This is a genomic window from Aliivibrio sp. S10_S31 (assembly GCF_014694495.1).
In the GTDB taxonomy this organism is placed as follows: domain Bacteria; phylum Pseudomonadota; class Gammaproteobacteria; order Enterobacterales; family Vibrionaceae; genus Aliivibrio; species Aliivibrio fischeri.
In genome coordinates, this window is the sequence record NZ_JAAUWR010000031.1 from 1 (window position 1) to 18095 (window position 18095).

17 protein-coding genes are annotated in these 18095 nt (G+C 37.5%); 12 read left to right on the forward strand and 5 right to left on the reverse strand.

Annotated features, from left to right (window positions below; translation table 11 throughout):
* Nucleotides 1–161: 161 nt before the first annotated feature.
* Both HC728_RS18650 and HC728_RS18655 read right to left on the reverse strand, forming a co-directional pair.
* Entirely contained in the window at nucleotides 162–503 is a 342-nt protein-coding gene (locus tag HC728_RS18650) for a four helix bundle protein (protein ID WP_054775430.1), read from the reverse strand.
* A gap of 2 nt (nucleotides 504–505) precedes the next feature.
* Nucleotides 506–1993, reverse strand: a complete 1488-nt coding sequence (locus HC728_RS18655; protein WP_190395872.1) for an MBL fold metallo-hydrolase RNA specificity domain-containing protein — start codon at nucleotides 1991–1993, stop codon at nucleotides 506–508.
* 963 nt (nucleotides 1994–2956) lie between these two features.
* Between HC728_RS18655 and rfaD the strand changes: the two genes are divergently transcribed.
* The 6 genes from rfaD to waaA all read left to right on the forward strand — a co-directional run bounded on the left by rfaD (nucleotide 2957) and on the right by waaA (nucleotide 9005).
* Nucleotides 2957–3898 carry an ADP-glyceromanno-heptose 6-epimerase gene (rfaD, locus tag HC728_RS18660; RefSeq protein ID WP_005417078.1) on the forward strand — a complete coding sequence of 314 codons (942 nt, stop codon included), beginning with the start codon at nucleotides 2957–2959 and terminating at the stop codon, nucleotides 3896–3898.
* A 138-nt stretch (nucleotides 3899–4036) separates the two neighbouring features.
* A complete protein-coding gene (locus tag HC728_RS18665) occupies nucleotides 4037–4756 on the forward strand; it encodes a glycosyltransferase family 25 protein (RefSeq protein WP_190395873.1) in 720 nt (239 codons plus the stop codon).
* On the forward strand, nucleotides 4756–5778 hold the full coding sequence (gene waaF / locus HC728_RS18670) for a lipopolysaccharide heptosyltransferase II (RefSeq protein ID WP_190395874.1): 1023 nt from the start codon (nucleotides 4756–4758) through the stop codon (nucleotides 5776–5778). Before HC728_RS18665 ends, waaF begins: the two co-directional genes overlap by 1 nt.
* Nucleotides 5733–7076, forward strand: coding sequence for an O-antigen ligase family protein (locus HC728_RS18675; protein WP_190395875.1), 1344 nt, complete (start codon nucleotides 5733–5735; stop codon nucleotides 7074–7076). The genes waaF and HC728_RS18675 overlap by 46 nt, the downstream gene beginning before the upstream one ends.
* The gene (locus tag HC728_RS18680; RefSeq protein WP_190395876.1) at nucleotides 7066–7752 is read left to right on the forward strand and encodes a glycosyltransferase family 32 protein; all 687 of its coding nucleotides are present in this window, start codon (nucleotides 7066–7068) and stop codon (nucleotides 7750–7752) included. Before HC728_RS18675 ends, HC728_RS18680 begins: the two co-directional genes overlap by 11 nt.
* Complete coding sequence (gene waaA / locus HC728_RS18685; RefSeq protein WP_190395877.1) at nucleotides 7752–9005, forward strand: lipid IV(A) 3-deoxy-D-manno-octulosonic acid transferase; 1254 nt, start codon at nucleotides 7752–7754, stop codon at nucleotides 9003–9005. The genes HC728_RS18680 and waaA overlap by 1 nt, the downstream gene beginning before the upstream one ends.
* Before the next feature lie 34 nt (nucleotides 9006–9039).
* On the opposite strand, the gene HC728_RS18690 is transcribed toward waaA, so the two are convergent.
* Nucleotides 9040–9729 (reverse strand): 3-deoxy-D-manno-octulosonic acid kinase, encoded by a 690-nt coding sequence (locus tag HC728_RS18690; RefSeq protein ID WP_190395878.1) that lies wholly within the window; start codon nucleotides 9727–9729, stop codon nucleotides 9040–9042.
* Between the two features lie 357 nt (nucleotides 9730–10086).
* On the opposite strand from HC728_RS18690, the gene HC728_RS18695 reads away from it, so the two are divergent.
* From HC728_RS18695 to HC728_RS18715, 5 genes are read left to right on the forward strand one after another with little or no spacing between them, the layout of a single operon-like run.
* The gene (locus tag HC728_RS18695) at nucleotides 10087–11142 is read left to right on the forward strand and encodes a glycosyltransferase family 9 protein (protein WP_190395879.1); all 1056 of its coding nucleotides are present in this window, start codon (nucleotides 10087–10089) and stop codon (nucleotides 11140–11142) included.
* A 20-nt stretch (nucleotides 11143–11162) separates the two neighbouring features.
* Nucleotides 11163–11933, forward strand: a complete 771-nt coding sequence (locus tag HC728_RS18700) for a glycosyltransferase family 2 protein (RefSeq protein WP_017020347.1) — start codon at nucleotides 11163–11165, stop codon at nucleotides 11931–11933.
* Complete coding sequence (locus tag HC728_RS18705) at nucleotides 11930–12727, forward strand: glycosyltransferase family 2 protein (RefSeq protein WP_190395880.1); 798 nt, start codon at nucleotides 11930–11932, stop codon at nucleotides 12725–12727. The genes HC728_RS18700 and HC728_RS18705 overlap by 4 nt, the downstream gene beginning before the upstream one ends.
* Complete coding sequence (gene coaD, locus HC728_RS18710; RefSeq protein WP_063647131.1) at nucleotides 12720–13202, forward strand: pantetheine-phosphate adenylyltransferase; 483 nt, start codon at nucleotides 12720–12722, stop codon at nucleotides 13200–13202. The genes HC728_RS18705 and coaD overlap by 8 nt, the downstream gene beginning before the upstream one ends.
* The gene (locus HC728_RS18715; protein WP_065604236.1) at nucleotides 13199–14152 is read left to right on the forward strand and encodes a glycosyl transferase family 90; all 954 of its coding nucleotides are present in this window, start codon (nucleotides 13199–13201) and stop codon (nucleotides 14150–14152) included. Before coaD ends, HC728_RS18715 begins: the two co-directional genes overlap by 4 nt.
* Here HC728_RS18715 and mutM read toward each other — a convergent pair.
* Nucleotides 14131–14952 (reverse strand): bifunctional DNA-formamidopyrimidine glycosylase/DNA-(apurinic or apyrimidinic site) lyase, encoded by an 822-nt coding sequence (gene mutM, locus HC728_RS18720; protein WP_012532671.1) that lies wholly within the window; start codon nucleotides 14950–14952, stop codon nucleotides 14131–14133. The two genes, HC728_RS18715 and mutM, sit on opposite strands and share 22 nt — an antisense overlap.
* Nucleotides 14953–15039: 87 nt before the next feature.
* Between mutM and HC728_RS18725 the strand changes: the two genes are divergently transcribed.
* Nucleotides 15040–17022, forward strand: coding sequence for an LTA synthase family protein (locus HC728_RS18725; protein WP_190395881.1), 1983 nt, complete (start codon nucleotides 15040–15042; stop codon nucleotides 17020–17022).
* Nucleotides 17023–17348: 326 nt separating this feature from the next.
* On the opposite strand, the gene HC728_RS18730 is transcribed toward HC728_RS18725, so the two are convergent.
* A complete protein-coding gene (locus HC728_RS18730; RefSeq protein WP_190395882.1) occupies nucleotides 17349–17804 on the reverse strand; it encodes a hypothetical protein in 456 nt (151 codons plus the stop codon).
* Nucleotides 17805–18095 lie beyond the last annotated feature (291 nt).

Here is an 18095-nt window from a genome sequence, read left to right on the forward strand (position 1 = left end):
GAGTCTAATGACTGTTGAACTGCGTTTCTTTTGAACTCATTAGAAAACTTTCGTTGTGATTTGATTTTCATGTCACTCAATCCTCGTGATCGAGTGTCCACTTTATTGGGGTCAAATCAGGAAGAGCAAAAACCAAAGTAGTGCAGCATACAACATTTATTTTATTTGCTTTTCAGTTTTGCTAGTTTGGATAGAATTGCTAGGATCTCTCTTGCCTCCTGAATGAGTAACAATCCTTCCTCTTTTCTAATATAGCCAATTTCAATACCGATAAAAATCTGAGTAATCAATTCTGCCGCAGAGCCTTGAGAATAATTTAAAAATCGAGCTTTTTCTTTACCACTTTCGCGTTCTTCTCCTTCTGCTATATTGGAAGGTATCGATAATCCTGACCGAGTAATCTGGTCTCTAAAGCCGTAATCTTTAATATCTGAAGTTAACTCATAAATACTACACGATAAACGACAAGCTCTTTTCCAAACAGCTAAACTTTCACATTTCATCCTTATCTCCTGCAAGCGAAGCGACCTGAATCCTGAAACCTAAGTAAGCGCAGCGTATAGTTTCTAGTCTCTAAAACCCTCTCAAACTCCCTACGCACATCATCCTCCCCATGCACCACTACTATCTCTTTTCTTCCCTCTTCTATCCCCTCGACAAACTTAATTAAATCAGATTGATCGGCGTGGGCTGAATATCCAGACATGGTGTGGATTTGCGCATTAACATCAATCGGTTGGTTATCTATCCATACTTGATGTTCTTGGTTTTGAAGATCTCGCCCTAATGTTCCATGAGCTTGATAACCGGCAAGAATAATATCGGTTCGTTTATCTGGTAATAATGCCTCAAGGTAATTCATGACTCGGCCTCCGGCACACATGCCACTTGCGGCGACAATAATGCATGGCTCTGCAGTACTTTTTAGTCGATTAACTATTTTCATGTGCTCTTTGTGGCTTTCGATAACGATGCATTGCTCAAAGTTAAGTGGATGACGATGGTTGTTTAACTTGGTTGTGGCTTCTTTACTCCATAATTTTTTAAAACGTCGATATTGTTTGGTGACTTTATTGGCTAATGGTGAATCAAGAATGATGGGGATTTTTGAGTCTATTTTTTTATGATGAATTAGATGCTCTATATCAAACAGTAGCTCTTGAGTTCTGCCCACTGAAAATGCAGGAATAATAATGGCTCCACCATCTTCTAATGAACGCTCGATGACCTGTTGTAAACGAGTGGCTCTGGTTTCTACGCTGTCATGAATTTTATTGCCGTAAGTACTTTCTATGACTAATATATCGGCTCGTTTCGGTGGCGTTGGGTCAGGCAATAGTGGCGTTTTTGATGGCCCTAAATCACCTGAAAATACGATAATTTCATTGTTGGGAAGTTTAATTTCGACATAAGCAGAACCGAGGATATGCCCTGCGGGTTGGAAACGGAGGTAAAGGGACGAGAATTTAGGACGCTTCGCTTCGAGGGGCGAGGAAGAGCTAGAAGATTTAACTGTAGAGGTGAGCTTAATTCGGTGCCATTGGTTGTATGGGATGGGTTTTATCTGTTTTCTTATAAATGCTAATACTCTTTCTCTTTGACCTTTGTTTAATCCTAGTTGCAGTTTTAATCCATCATCTAACATGAGCGGTACGAGCTCTGCTGTTGCTGGTGTACAGTAAATGGGTTGCTTGAAACCTTTTGCTAGTAACCAAGGCAGTCGCCCAATGTGATCGATATGTGTATGAGTAAGAATGAGCGCTTTTATATGTGCGATGGGAAATTCAATATCGAGCTTTCTCTCGTTTCCATTTTTATCTTTGGCATCTCTCCCCTGAAACAAACCGCAATCTATTAATATACCGTGGTTGTTGCCGTTGTGCTTAATACTGAGTTCATGGCATGAGCCTGTGACGCCGAGTTTTCCACCATGGTGTTTGAGGTTTATTTCGAGGTTGGTGGTTTGGGTTGAGGTTTTTAAGGGTGTGGGCATGAGAGCTCCTTTTTAGAATTCAGGGTTCAGATCGGTCGCAGGCTCCCTTGCAGGATTCAGGGGTGATCGTTGTTATTACAGCGTCAAAGACTGTTCTCCCCCTTTTACCACTGTATGTATGAGAGTAATAAAATCAATACAAGGGGGAGTTAGAGGGGGTTGTAACCTTTATTTCTAAATATCCCATAACCAGTAGCAGAAAAAGAAAAAATTCAATTAAAGAGGTAAAGCTATTGCGAGTATATTCAAAGTTATTCATTCACAACCCCTCCTAACCTCCCCTTCTATTAACATCACGAATCCCAATGATTTATCACTCAAGGGGAGGAACTATTTTTTGTCGTTGTAGCTTCAGCGATCACCTCTGAAATCTGCAAGCGAAGCGATCTGAATTCTGCTCTTTCGATCTTCCTAAAAACACACCACACTCTCCCTTTTCTACTAACATCACCAATCCCAATGATTTATCACTCGGGAATTTAGGATTCAGATCGGTCGCAAGCTCCCTTGCAGGGTTCAGGAGTGATCGTTGTTATTTCAGCGTTCACAATACTGTTCCTCCCCTTGTTCACAAATGTGACTTGGTAGAAACTGCCGATAATAAGGGGAGGCTAGGAGGGGTTGTAAATAATGAAGTTTAGTTTATCTGAATAACCTAAAGACAGCACAACCAACCCCCTTTAACTCCCCCTTATATTCACTATATCGATCTCATAATTATTGCGATAAAGGGGGAGAACCATTCTTTGTCACTGTGATTTCAGCGATCACCTCTGAAATCTGCAAGCGAAGCGCTCTGAATTCTGTTCTTTCGCTCTCCTGAAACCTGAATCCTGAAACCTCGCTTTTCGCTCTTCCTCAAGCTAAGTGTTATCAACTCTCGCCCCTGCTTTTCAAGCGTAGCGTCACCTCTTCTTCTTTGCTACAATTCAATCAATTATATTATTTTTCGGTGGTATCAAAATGATCATTGTAACTGGCGGCGCTGGCATGATTGGCAGCAACATTGTTAAGTCTTTAAATGACAAAGGTTTTAACGACATTTTAGTGGTTGATAACCTAAAAGATGGTAAAAAATTCAAGAACCTAGTGGATCTTGATATCACTGATTACATGGATAAAGAAGACTTCATTACGCAAATTATGGCGGGTGATGACTTTGGTCCTATCGAAGCTATTTTCCATGAAGGTGCTTGCTCTGCTACGACTGAGTGGGATGGCAAATACATTATGATGAACAACTATGAGTACTCTAAAGAGTTGCTTCATTTCTGTATTGAGCGTGAAATTCCATTCCTTTATGCATCATCAGCAGCTACTTACGGTGAAACAGATACGTTTATCGAAGAGCGTGAATACGAAGGTGCTCTAAACGTTTACGGTTATTCTAAACAACAGTTTGATAACTACGTTCGTCGCCTATGGGCTGATGCTGAAGAGCACAACGAAACGCTATCTCAAATTACGGGTTTCCGTTACTTCAATGTGTATGGCCCTCGTGAACAACATAAAGGTTCTATGGCTTCGGTTGCTTTCCATTTAAATAACCAAATGAATGCGGGCGACAACCCTAAACTGTTTGAAGGTAGTGACGAGTTTAAACGTGATTTCGTTTACGTTGGTGATGTGGCTGCGGTTAACCTTTGGTTCTTAGAAAATGGCGTATCTGGTATCTATAACTGTGGTACTGGCCGTGCTGAACCATTCCGCGCAGTTGCTGAAGCAGTAATTAAACACCACGGTAAAGGTGAAGTGGAAACTATCCCGTTCCCTGAGCACCTAAAAGGCGCATACCAAGAGTTTACTCAAGCTGATCTAACTAAGCTTCGTGCTGCTGGTTGTGATGTTGAGTTTAAGTCAGTAGCTGATGGTGTTGCTGAATATATGGCGATGATTAATAAGTAGATTTAAGTGACGAGGACGCTTCGCTCGAGGAACGAGTAAGAACGTAAATCAGTTCGAGAGCACTACAACTGCTCTTGAACTTATCGTTTCTAGTTTCTTAAAAATCATCCAATTTAATTTTTCTGGTATATGGGATATATGAAAGTATTTGTTGTCAGTTTAAAACGTTCGGTTGATCGCCGTGAGCGCATTCAAAAGCATTTAGACGCTCTTGATATCTCTTTTGAGTTTTTTGATGCGATTGACGGATCAATTGAAAACTTTCAATATTCTGATCATGCTCGCCCTGTTACCACAAAAAAACGTAAAGGCTACTCACTTAAAACCAGTGAAATCGCCTGTTTTGCAAGCCACTATGCGATGTGGCACAAATGCGTTTCCTTAAATGAATCTATCGTCATTATGGAAGACAATGTTGACCCTATCGCAAACGCTAAACAGATAATTGAATTAAGTTTTGAACATATCCAAACTTATGATTACATCAAATTATCAGCAACTCATAAGTCTCCATTTCATCGTATTCTAGATTTAACCCCTGAGTTTCAACTTGGCGGTTATAAGAAAAAAACCTGCGGTACAACAGCGTATATTATTAGCCCTAAAGCAGCCCAACGCTTTATTGATAATGCTCAAGCGTTTTTGGAACCTGTCGATGACTATATGGAAAAGCCTTGGCGACATCAGGTACAAACTTATAGTGTCTCACCTGACCTATTTACGCGTGCCGATATTACTTCCACGATTGGTTCAACACGTAAAGACAAAAGCGGTATTTCTCCATTCAATAAAATATATATTGAACTGTTTCGTACCTATGAATCCCTAATGAAAAGTTTGCATTGGAAAAATAAGTAATGAAAATCCTGATCATTGGCCCATCATGGGTAGGTGATATGGTGATGTCTCAATCACTGTATATCACATTAAAACAACAGCACCCTGAAGCGATTATCGATGTAATGGCACCGACTTGGTGTAAACCCATTCTTGAAAGAATGCCTGAGGTTAACCAAGCGATTGAAATGCCTCTTGGTCATGGTGATTTCAATCTGTTAGGTCGTCGTGCTCTTGGTAAAGAGTTAAAAAATAATAACTATACACATGCTTACATTTGCCCGAACTCTGCAAAATCAGCACTTATTCCTTGGTTTGCAGGGATCCCGGTTCGTACGGGTTGGAAAGGTGAAATGCGTTATGGGTTATTAAACGACTTACGTCCAAATAAAAAAGCATTCCAATACATGGTTGAGCGCTATGTAGCATTAGCTCATCCTAAATCTGAAATGATTGATTCAAGTTCACTAGGTGGATTAGAGAATTTACCTCGCCCAGCTCTATCAATTGATGCGGAAGTTCAAAAAAATACTCTAGAGAAGTTTTCTTTATCTCTTGATAAACCGGTTCTTGGTTTGTGCCCGGGCGCTGAATTTGGTCCTGCAAAACAGTGGCCTGTTGAGCATTATGCTGCCGTAGCTAACGAAATGATTAACCGTGGCCATCAAGTATGGTTATTTGGCTCTGCCAAAGATAAAGAAACAACTGAAAGTATTAAAGCTTTAGTGGATGTAGATAACCGAGCAGCAGTATTTAACATAGCAGGAAATACAAGCTTAATTGAAGCGGTTGATCTACTTGCCGCTTGTAAAACCGTTGTAAGTAACGATTCTGGTTTAATGCACGTTGCTGCTGCAGTAGGTTGTCATGTGGTTGGTGTTTATGGTTCTACATCACCAAAGTACACACCACCATTAGCGGAAAAAGTCGATATTGTAAGCACTGATATTGAGTGTCGTCCTTGTTTTAAGCGTGAATGCCCTCTTGGTCATTTGAAGTGCTTGAAAGAGCTTTCCTACAAAGAAGTAATCCGTATATTATGATAAAAACATCTAAATTAGAGCGGTTTATTAATAACCATCATTTTCAACAAATAATGCTTTTTTGTTTATTTGGCTATGTGTTATTTAAAGAATCCAACCGTTACATTGGAGACATTTTCCAATCATGTATCGTTGTTGGTAGTCTACTTGCAATTTATGTTTATCGTAAGTATTTCTTTCAAGATAAGATCTTTTTATCTCTAATTTCAGCCGTTATTGTTTCAATTCTAAGCTGGGCAAACTCTATAGTTAGTGACCCATCATTAGCTAAAAGTAGCCCTAATATTGGTTTTCTAGGTAATATTTTCTTTTTTATAATGATTGCTTATTGGTTAAAAGCAGACTTGAAAAATATAAGAACTTTTTTATTTCTATTTTTAATCGGTCTTTTGATGACTTTGTTTACTCATTCCTCTGATATCATTTTAGATATTTACAATGGATTTAATGGAGAAAGAGTCGATTTTGATTTTATTAATGCAAACCACTCAGCTGCATTAGCTGGATGTGCTATATTATTAACATCTTATTATGCAATCAAAAAAATAAAATCAAACTGTAGCTTTAAATCAAAACTATTATCTGTCTTTTTATATTTATTAATAATTTCTCCTTTTATTTTTATTGCAATTGTAACTAAAGCAAGACAAGTTTGGTTGGCTATCTTCCTAATACTTATTCTATATATTGGATATGAGATAATTAAAAGGGGAAGTTTTAAGAAAAAAATAGCTATTATTCTCTCTTTTTTAATTACAATATCTTTGATCAGCAAAATATCTGTTATTGAAGAAAGAATAAATACTGAGTCCGCAGTATTTTCAGCAATTATATCAGGAAATATTGATACTGTTCCATATACAAGTATTGGTGCAAGAATTCATTTTTGGTATGAATCAATTCCATGGATAAAAAAATATCCAATCCTTGGTTTTGGAGAAGATACTCGTAATTTAGTAATTCAAGAATCAAAAAATATTCCAGACTATATTAAAGCTAATTTTTCACACTTACATAATGGTCATATTGAGATATTAGTTTCATATGGTTTACTTGGTTTTTCTTTATTAATATTTGTTTGTATAACTTTAATTAAGAGTGCATATAGCGTACGAAATTTTGACCAAGGCGAAAGTTACTACTTAATTCTTATATTTATCACATACTTTATTATAATTAATATGTTTGAGTCTTTCTGGTTATTTAAAACAGGGCTCTATATGTTTACCATTTTTTGTGCTGCTGCATATTCATTATATTTAACGTCAAGTATTAAAAGGTTTTATAATGAAGAATAAAATCCATGCAATATGGTTAGGTAATAAACTAACCCCTCTTGCTTTAGTTTGTATTGAAGACTGGAAAAAACAGGGTTATGAATACAAAGTATGGACGGAAGAATACTCATTAATCACTGAGTGGATTGATGGATGCGAGTTTGCAAAAGAGTGCTATAAGCGTGGATTGTACGCTTTTGTTACGGATTATTTACGCCTGAAAATATTACAACATGAAGGTGGATTGTATTTAGATACAGATGTAACTGTGCAAAAAAATCCATTCCCATTGTTTGAAGAATGCCAGTTTGCTGTTGGATATGAATCAGAGTCAATGATTGGAACTGCGTGTATTTATGCGCAAAAAGAATCAAAAATTTTGGCTAATCTTATCGATTTTTACGAGCATAAAATCCTAAGTTCTCCATTGTATATGGGACCGGGAATAATGTCTCATGTCTTAATTGACAATAAAATGAAAGATATTGAGAAATCGTTAATTTTCCCAGTTGAATACTTCTATTGCTATCTTGGTAATGGACAAGAGTTTACTACTCCTGATAATTCATACTTAGTGCATTGGTTTCAGCATAGCTGGAAAGATCCAAGAAAAGCGATTTATTTAAAATCTAAACATATGGGATTACTTGGTAAAATATATACTTGGCAAAAATATATTTTCAAAAAGAGAAAATAATGCGCTTTTTGTACAGCTTACTTTTAACCTTTATCTCTCCTTTACTTCTCTATTCTCTTTATAAGAAAAAAGAAGGAAAGCCTGCTTTTGGTCGTCGATGGAAAGAGCACTTTGGTTGTACCCCATCACTCAATGCAACGCAGGCTCCAATATGGATTCATGCGGTATCGGTTGGTGAAGCCATTGCTGCTGCTCCTATTATTAAAGCATTAAAGAAGCAAAACCCTGAACAACCCATTCTTGTCACGACGACGACAAGTACTGGTGCTGAACAAATCGAAAAGTTAGGTGATTTGGTTGGACACAGATACATGCCGATTGATTTTTGCTTTGCGGTTCGTGGTTTTTTAAAAGCGACTAAACCTGAAAAGATGCTAATTATGGAAACAGAACTGTGGCCAAATACACTGCATACTGTTGCCAAATTTGGCATTCCTATTTCAGTATTAAATGCTCGTCTTTCTGAAAAATCCTTTTTAGGCTACAAAAAAGTACAGCCTATATTTAATCTACTTGGTAAACACCTAACTCATGTTTGTTGCCAATATAAAGATGATGCAGATCGTTTCGTTGCTCTTGGTATTCAACCTGAGAAAGTACATGTGACTGGCTCAGTAAAATTTGATATCGAAACTACAGAGCAAATACAAGAATCAGGGATTATTCTTCGTAAGCAACTTGGAGAAGATCGCCCGATTTGGATTGCGACCAGTACACATAAAGGTGAAGATGAGCAAATTCTAGCGGCCCATCGCTCTTTATTGCATAAGATACCTAATGCGTTATTAATTTTAGTTCCGCGTCACCCCGAGCGCTTTAATGCTGTATTTGAGCTTTGCCAAGGCGCTGATTTTAAAACCGTTAAACGCACGTCAAATCAGACATTAACGCCAGATTGTCAAATATATCTTGGTGATACGATGGGAGAAATGCTTACGCTCATTGGTGCTTCTGATATCTGCTTTATGGGCGGAAGTTTACTTGGTGATAAAGTGGGTGGTCATAATTTACTTGAGCCTGCTGCACTAGCTAAACCGTCCATTACTGGCCCAAGTTATTATAATTTCTTAGAGATAGCTGAAACGCTAATCAAAGAAGACGCAACGAAAGTTATCACTTCTGCTGAAGAGCTGGCGAGCCTATTAAAGCAATTAATGACTCAACCAGAATATGTCGAGAAAATGGGTGAAAATGCGCAAGACTTTATTTCAAAAAACTCTGGTGCAGTAATTAAAACCTTAAATTTACTTTAATACCACACCCAAAAAATCTTAATTTACATATGGGTTAGTTCTCTAAGCTAGCCCATTCTTCTTCACTCCAATGAATATTTCGTTTAGTTACTTCTTTTACAAACGAGCGTTTTAATCTATCCCAGTTTCCTTGCTTCCAATCATCGTCTTTCTGCTGATAACATTTATCGAAATCAATAATCCAAACTTTGTCGTTATCATCAATCAAAATATTATGAATGTTTAAATCGGTGTGATTGACTTGAGCAGCATGCATTTTTCGGATTTCATTACCAACTTTTTGGTACACCTCTTTTGATAATGGTTTTTCTTGCAAGATAGACACAAGATCTTGTGCGTTCGGGATCTTTTCACTTAATAAGTCAGCTTGATAACAAAACGTTCGTTTTATGGTTCTTGCTGCTATAGGCTTTGGAACGTTAACACCCGCTTCTTTTAAACTCTTTAGTAACTGAAATTCCTGGTAGCTACGACTCTTTTCCCACCCAGTAAAAATGTAATGATCTTTAATGATTTTTCCAAATAAACCACCACGACGATAATGGCGTAACGCTGCATCCATTTTATCTAAAGCTACAAACCAAGTTGTACCACGGCCTTGCGCTGAACCAATCACTTTGTTTTGTTGTTTCCAATAGTCAGGATCACAGCATTGTTCTGGTGAGTCACTAAGAATTGAGTCGTCGTACCAAATGATCTGTTTTTTATTTCTAATTGTTTTCACACAATGACTCCAATATTAATTAGAACTGTACGCTGCGCTAACTAGGTCGCTTCGCTTCTAGAAACTATAAGAGCAAAAGCTAGGTATTCTTATAATTTCTAGTCATTCACTAGCAACCCCTCCCAGCCTCCCCTTATATCAACATTTACAGCCAAGTAGCTATATCGATAAAGGGGAGGAGCTAGAGCTTACGCTCTTCTTAAGCGAAGCGCCCCTTAGCAACTTGTTGTATCTTGCTCTTATAATCTCTAGTTAGCGAAGCGTATAGTCTCTAGTCTCTTTCTCGCTTTATGCCATTTTACATTTATGACTGTTAATAGCATAATTCTAACTCATTCTTATTAGGTTAACATCTCTATGCCTTTATTCACTTCAGCTCCTAATTCTTTGTGTATTTTACGCCTCTCAGCTATTGGTGATGTTTGCAATACCATTGCTGCTATTCAAATGATTCAAAAGCAATGGCCTGAAACTAAAATAACTTGGATTACAGGTAAACTTGAAGCGCATTTAATTGGCGATCTACCTAATATTAATGTGGTTGTTTTTGATAAAAAACTGGGGTGGAAAGGCTATACCCAATTGTGGAAAACACTTAAAAATGAACGTTTTGATGCGCTTCTTCATATGCAATACGCATTGCGAGCAAGCGTTGCAACATTGGGTATTAAAGCAAAGTACAAATTAGGCTTTGATAAAGAACGCAGTAATGACTTTCAAACCCTATTTACTAACTACAAAGTGCCCTCTCCACAAAAACCACATGTACTTGATGGATTAATCGCTTTTGTAAAAGAGCTTGGTGTTAATACCACGAATCCAACGTGGGATATTCCGACCAGTTCTGAAGATAATGCTTGGGCATCTTCTCAACTTTCTGATGTTAATAACAAGAACCTCGTCATTGTTCCTGCAGCAAGTAAAGCCTATAAAAATTGGAACGCTCAAGGTTATGCTGATGTTATCCATCATGCTCAATCTCAGGGGTGGACGATTACACTTGCTGGCAGTCCGGCTCAAGTTGAAATTGATTTAGCTGCAAACATTGAATCTCTTTTAAATGCACCTGTTAAAAATTTAGTAGGAAAAAGCTCACTTAAAGAGATGTTAGCACTATTAAAGCAAGCTAATTTAGTGATAGCTCCAGATACTGGTCCTGCACACATGGCAAATGCCGTTAATACCCCTATTATTGGTTTGTATGCGCACCATAACCCTGACCGCACCTGCCCTTATCAATATCGTGACTATGTCGTTACGGTTTATGATGAAGCGATTAAAGCTGAAACAGGGAAAGATAAATCAGAGTTATCATGGCGAACTCGTGTTCAAGATAAGCAGGCAATGAATCGTATTCGCTCTGAGCAAGTTATTGCCATGTTTGATAAAGCAGTTATCGACTTTTCACTCTAACGTTAATGAGAATCATATAAATGACAACACCTACACTTACCGTCGCTCTTATCGTTAAAAATGAAGCGAACCACCTACAATCTTGCCTTGAAACCGTACAAGGTTGGGTAGATGAAATTGTTATCCTTGATTCTGGTAGTACTGACTCTACCGAAGCCATTGCTCGTCAGTTTACTGATAAATTTTTTGTAAACCCTGAATGGCCTGGGTTTGGTAAACAGCGTCAACTTGCACAACAACACATCACCTCTGACTATGTTTTATGGCTTGATGCTGATGAACGAGTAACCCCTGAATTAAAAGCAGACATTCAAAAAGCAATCAGCGATAACAAGCCTAATGTTGCTTATAAAGTGAATCGATTAAGTGATGCATTTGGTAAAGAAATTCATTACTCAGGTTGGTCTCCTGACTGGGTTCTTCGCTTATATCGCACTAATGAAGCTCAATATAACGATGCTTTGGTTCATGAGAAAGTAGTAACTTCTGACTCTGTTCGTGTTGAAAAGTTAAAAGGTCGTTTACTGCATTTCACTTACGATAATTTGCACCATTACATCAACAAAACAACTGGCTACTTAAAAGCATGGACGGATGAACGTGAAGGAAAGAAAAAAGCGGGACTAAGCACGGCATTAATTCATGCGCTGGGAGCCTTCTTAAGAATGTATATATTTAAACGTGGTTTCTTAGATGGTAAACATGGTTTTATTTTAGCTTGGTTAACAATGCACACAACTTTTATTAAATATATTGACCTTTACCTTCGTGAAGAGGTGAAAAAAAAATGAAAACAACATTAATCATCACTACTTATAATTGGAAAGAAGCTTTAGGTAGTGTTCTCGATAGCGTAAAAAACCAATTAGAACTACCAGATGAAGTAATTATTGCTGATGATGGTTCGAAAGAAGATACAGCTCAATTAATAAAAGAATACCAAAATTCATTTCCTGTTCCTCTATATCATAGCTGGCAAAAAGATGATGGTTTCCGAGCCGCACAAAGCCGAAATAAAGCAATCGCACAAGCGCATTTTGAATATATTATTATAATAGATGGGGATATCGTTTTACCTCCAAGCTTTGTTTTAGACCATAAAAAACATGCTGTAAGGGGACAGTTTATCCAAGGGGGTCGGGTTTTACTAAACCAAGAATGCTCACAGCACGTTATGAATACAGCTAAGCTACCTACCTTTTTCAGTTCAGGTTTAAAAAATAGAAAAAATATTATTAATAATAAATTGTTATCTTCTATTTTTTCTAAAATATCCAATAGTGACAAGTCAACTCGAAGTTGCAATATGTCTTTTTGGATGGAAGATATAATAAAAACAAATGGTTTTAATAATGAATTTATTGGCTGGGGTAGAGAAGATAGTGAATTTGTTCTTAGATTATTAAACTCTGGTTTATCACGCCTATATCTAAAATTTTCAGGCGTGGGCTATCACCTTTTCCATAATGAAAACTCTCGTGCCTCTTTAGCTGAAAATGACGCTATTTTGGAAAAAACAATCACAGAGAAACTTACTCGTTGTGAGCAAGGTATTAATCAGTTTCTTGAGGAGCAACATGACTAAGCGTGTTATTTACCCTGGAACCTTTGATCCGGTAACTCACGGACATTCAGACATTATTAGTCGTGCGGCTAATATGTTTGATCATGTTGTTGTGGGCGTTGCCTTTAGTCCAAGTAAAAAAACCATGTTCTCTCTTGAGGAGCGTGTGGATATGTTAGTGCAAGCAACAGCACATTTGAATAATGTCTCTGTTGTTGGCTTTTCTGGACTGTTAGTTGATTTAGCAAAAGATCAGCAAGCTAATATCTTAGTTCGTGGTTTACGCACTACGATGGATTTTGAATATGAGCTTGGCTTAACCACCATGTACAAAAAGTTAATGCCCGAGCTAGAAACCATTTTCCTTACGCCACCTGAAGAGCACGGATTTTTATCTTCTACCATCGTAAGAGAAACGGCTATCCACGGCGGTAAGATTGATCAGTTTGTTCATCCGTACGTAGCTTCGGCTATCTATCAAAAGGTGAAGCAATGAGCTTAAAGAAATTTCGTTATTATGTCGCCAACGGCAGCATTACGATAATACCTGCTTTTATTCTCCAAGCTCTTGGCAAAAAAACGCTGCAAAGCAGAACCTCATTTGATCAAGACTATATTGAGCAAAGGGTTAATTATTACAATAAACTGGATATTCCATTTTCTGTAAATAACCAAGAAGCGACACAAGTTAGCCAATTTAAAAAAACAGGTGGTAGTACTTATTACTTAGATCTGTTTAAAGTCATTAAAGCGTTTAGCCCTTCTTACTTTTTTAACTACATTAATGGGGATGTTATTGATGTTCCTGCTGATCCTAGCTTTTTAAAAAGCAGACCTATTGATGGGGATAATGCGGCATCTATATTATTGAAGCTAAATGCAATCCGTCACTATAACTTCATTAATGACAATAAAAGCTTTCAAGAAAAGAAAGATGCTGTGGTATGGCGAGGAACAGGTTTTCGTCCAAATCGTCGATTATTACTTTCAACTCATTTCAACAACCCAAAATGCAATATTGGTCGTGTTGATACAAAAGACGATTCAGAAGAGCAACTTGGCTACGTTCTACCTTCGATGTCGATTGAAGAACAGTTGGAATATAAGTTTATCTTAAGCTTAGAGGGCATGGACGTTGCAACTAACCTGAAATGGATCATGTCTTCAAACTCGCTGTGTTTCACTCCAAAACTACGCTATGAAACTTGGTTTATGGAAGGAAAGCTACAAGCGGGTATTCATTTTGTTGAAGTGAAAGATGATTTTTCAGACTTAATTGAAAAAATGGATTATTACACAAAGCATGAAGATGAAGCTCTAAAGATCATTAAAAATGCTAACCAATGGGTTGAACAATTTAAAGACAGCAAAAGAGAGAAATTAATCTCCCTTTTAGTTGCTCAAAAATATTTTGACTTATCAGGTCAATCTTCAGCTAAAAACTGACACTTTCCGCACCAAAAACTATTCCGTTGCCCAATTTTCTCTTCTTCTATTTTACTAGAGCAAACTGGGCACTCTTTCCCTGCTCTCCCATACACTTTCAATTCCTGTGCAAAATATCCAGGTTTGCCATCAACTTGATTAAAATCTTTTAGTGTTGTTCCACCTTGCTTAATTGCGGTTTCTAGCACTTTTTTTATTTCAGCTACAAGGACAGTAATCTGAGACGCTTTTAATGAACCTACTGGCGTTTTAGGATGAATTTGAGCCATAAACAAAGATTCACTGGCATAAATATTACCAACACCAACCACTACAGCATTGTTCATTATAAATTGCTTAACTACGGTTTTTTTATTCTTGGCTTTCTCAGCAAAATACTCGCTATTAAATTCATTTGTTAGTGGTTCTGGCCCTAGCTTAGAAAGCACTTGATGCGCTACACCTACCTCAGAATATAACCAAGCGCCAAACTTGCGTGGATCGTTATAACGAAGAACTTTGCCATTTTCTAAGACTAGATCAACATGATCGTGTTTTGCTGACGGCACTTCTTCATCTAAAACGCGTAAACTGCCCGACATTCCTAAATGAATAATCGCACTGCCTTCTGGGGTATCTATCATTAAATATTTTGCACGGCGACGAATTGACTGAACTCTTTGTCCAACTAATTTTTGCAATTCTTGAGGAATTGGCCAACGAAGCTTATCCGTTCTAACCACAATGGCTTTAATTGTCTGACCTTGCAGATGTGGGGTAATTCCTAGGCGGCTGGTTTCTACTTCTGGCAATTCTGGCATTGGGGCTTCCTTTAAAAATGGAGCTACTATTGTTAACATGCTCGCAAATCTTATAAATGAACTTGATAATCAAAAAAGAGACTTGTGATGTTCCAAAAAAACAGTAAGGCTTTGTATCCTGTCGTATGGCTCAGCCTTTTATCCTTTACGGCTATTCTAATGTTTGGTCGTTTGAATTTCATTCTTCAGTACGCTAATTTTGACACACTTGAAGCCATTCCAAACGATCTATTCAACTCTCTGTTTATTGGATTTAGATTTGACTTAAAAGTTGCAGCTATCGCTTATGCACCTATCTTTTTGATTGGTTTATTAACTGCTAATACTCGTTTTTTCTCTAAAGTGCTTAACGCTTTTGTTCCTTATACGTTCATCGTTAGCTTTATCGCTATTTCAGTAACAACAGCAAACTTTTTTTATTATCAAACCTATGGAAATTCCTTTGATATTTTTGTCTTCGGTTTAATGGAAGATGATACTGCAGCTGTAATTGATATTTTATGGAAAGACTATCCAATCTTATCTTCTGCTATTTTCTCTTTATTCGTCGCTATCGCTTCTACTCTTCTTTGTAAGAAATACGTTCATCACTTTTTAAATAAAGCTTATTCCACACAACCTACACTTAAATGCACTCTTGTTGTTATTGCTAATATTCTTATTTATTCTGTGATTGCTCGCGGTTCTATTGGTACTTTCCCACTAAAAAAATACCACGCTAACGTTTCAAACTATGAGGTATTAAACCAAGCAACCCCTAACGCTATCCTTGCTCTTGATTGGGCTAATAGTGACCATAAAAAAGACGCAAAATTCCACAAAGTCTCTTTTAACGAATATACATCTCAGGTAGAAAAAGTACTTCATCAATCAGATGCACAGTACACAACACCAGCGAATCTATATTTAGAAAAAAATCCACCGAATGTGGTGTTTGCATTAATGGAGAGCATGGGAACAAACTTATTACTAGAAGATGGTAATGGTACTGATTTATTAGGTGCTCTTCGTCCTCATATGCAAAGCGATTTTCATTTTAATCGTTTTACTTCAGGTACTGGCGGAACAATAAATAGCATTGTAATGATGTTATTTCACAGCAATGTTAACTCTATTAGCCACAGTAGCGCTCAAAAGACATCATTGTTTGGTTCTGCATTCTTACCTTATAAAAACGCAGGTTACGATGTCGTATACATCACTGGGGGCAGTCCTAACTGGCGTAATTTAAAATATTACATGCCATACCAAGGTGTTGATGCTTTTTATGATGAAGTCGATATAAAAAAAGCCTTCCCTGAAGCAGAAAAACTATCGAGTACTTGGGGTGTACCAGATGAATTCGCTTTTAAGTTTGCTGAGAAAATTCTGGCTGAAAGTAAGAAGCCTATGATGTTGATGATCCAAACAGAAACGAATCACCCTCCTTATAAAGTACCTGAAAATTATGATGTGAAGCCTATTAAGATCAGTCAATATGCGATGGATAAAATGGGGCTTGATAAAACGGAATCGGAGAAGATTTACGGTACTTACCAATATTCGTCGAATGCCTTAGGTGAATTTGTTGATTCAATAAAAGCTTCTTCGCTTAAAAGCAAAACGATTATCTCGGCCTCTGGTGATCACAGATTACGTAACTACTCGATTGAATTTCCTAAAGATTTAGGCTTCGCTCGCGCAGTTCCTTTTTATCTTTATGTCCCTGAAGCTATTTTAGAACATACGAGCTATAAGTTTGAAAAAGAACGCATTGGTTCTCATCGAGACATTTTCCCTACCCTGTATGCTTTTAGTTTATCAAATCAAAACTATTACAGTTTAGGTGGACGTAATTTGCTGCAAGTAAACGATATTGAAAATCCAGTTGCGTTTAATGGTAATGTTACTTATACCAAAAACGGTGTGTTTAATAACTCTACCCCTGATGTGCTCTACCCTTGGGCTGATAATGTTTCATTAACAATCAAACCAACTGCAATGGCTAACCCTGATAAATCCATCCAAAAAGATTACAGCCATCTACAAACGTTGTTTTTAAATGCTCAAATCAAAGGGTTTACTGAGTAATAAAAATTAGCACTAGAGACTGTGCGCTTCGCTAACTAGAAGCTATAAGAGCTAGGTTTCAGGTTTCAGGTTTCAGGTTTCAGGAAAATCAAAAGCGATAGCTCCTGAAGCCTGAAAGCGCAGTGTATAGTTTCTAGTTATTTACTAACAACCCCTCCCAACCTCCCCTTATATTTACTTTACCTGCCAAGTAATAATGGCGATAAAGGGGAGGAGTTAGAAGCAACTACCTCTGAACTCTGCAAGCGAAGCGATCTGAATTCTGCTCTCTTCTTTCGCTCTTACTCGCTCCTCGAGCGCAGCGTCCTTGCCTCTCGTCCCTGCTCTTATCTAAACAAATACCCTTCTTCCGCACTTACTGCAATCCATTCACCTTGCCAGTTTTGCATCATCCAAAAACTTGGTGCTTGGTAAATAGTAATTCGTTGTGGCTCTTCTTGATCTTCAAGCCAGACTTCAACAGAGCTTGGAGCGGGTAACTTTTCTTTTAATGCTTTAACTGAATCATCATTAAGAAGTGTTCCTTCTAGCGTAAACCAACGTTCAATGAGTTGGTTCTCTTGCTCTGAAGTATTAGCACTTAGGTCATATTCTGAAAAATGCATTTTTTGGATTACATTTTTACCTTCAAATAAGGGCTTAATACCTTCAACAACTTCAATATTTTCTTTTGGTTCTATTAAATATGTTTTTATTAGCTGAGGAGCTTGAAGTACTGCAATGAAAAGCAACACGAAGATGATCAGCATGTTGTTGTATTTGCGACGTGATGGTTTTTTCATTTTAAATCCTTTTTTAAAAGCAGGGACTAGAAGCGAGAACGCTTCGCTCGAGGTTTGAGAAGCGGCGAGTTCTAGAGACTATACGCTTCGCTAACTAGAAACGATAAGAGCAAGATCGAGGTTTCAGGTTTCAGGTTTCAGGTTTCAGGTTTCAGGTTTCAGGTTGATATGACCCCTTAAAAGTAGACACGGGGTTTTAGTTACTTAACTCAAAATCTATGGGGCTCTTTCCTCCTAGAGTCCCATGCCTTCTTATCGGATTATAATAGCCATCGATATAAAGTCGACTTT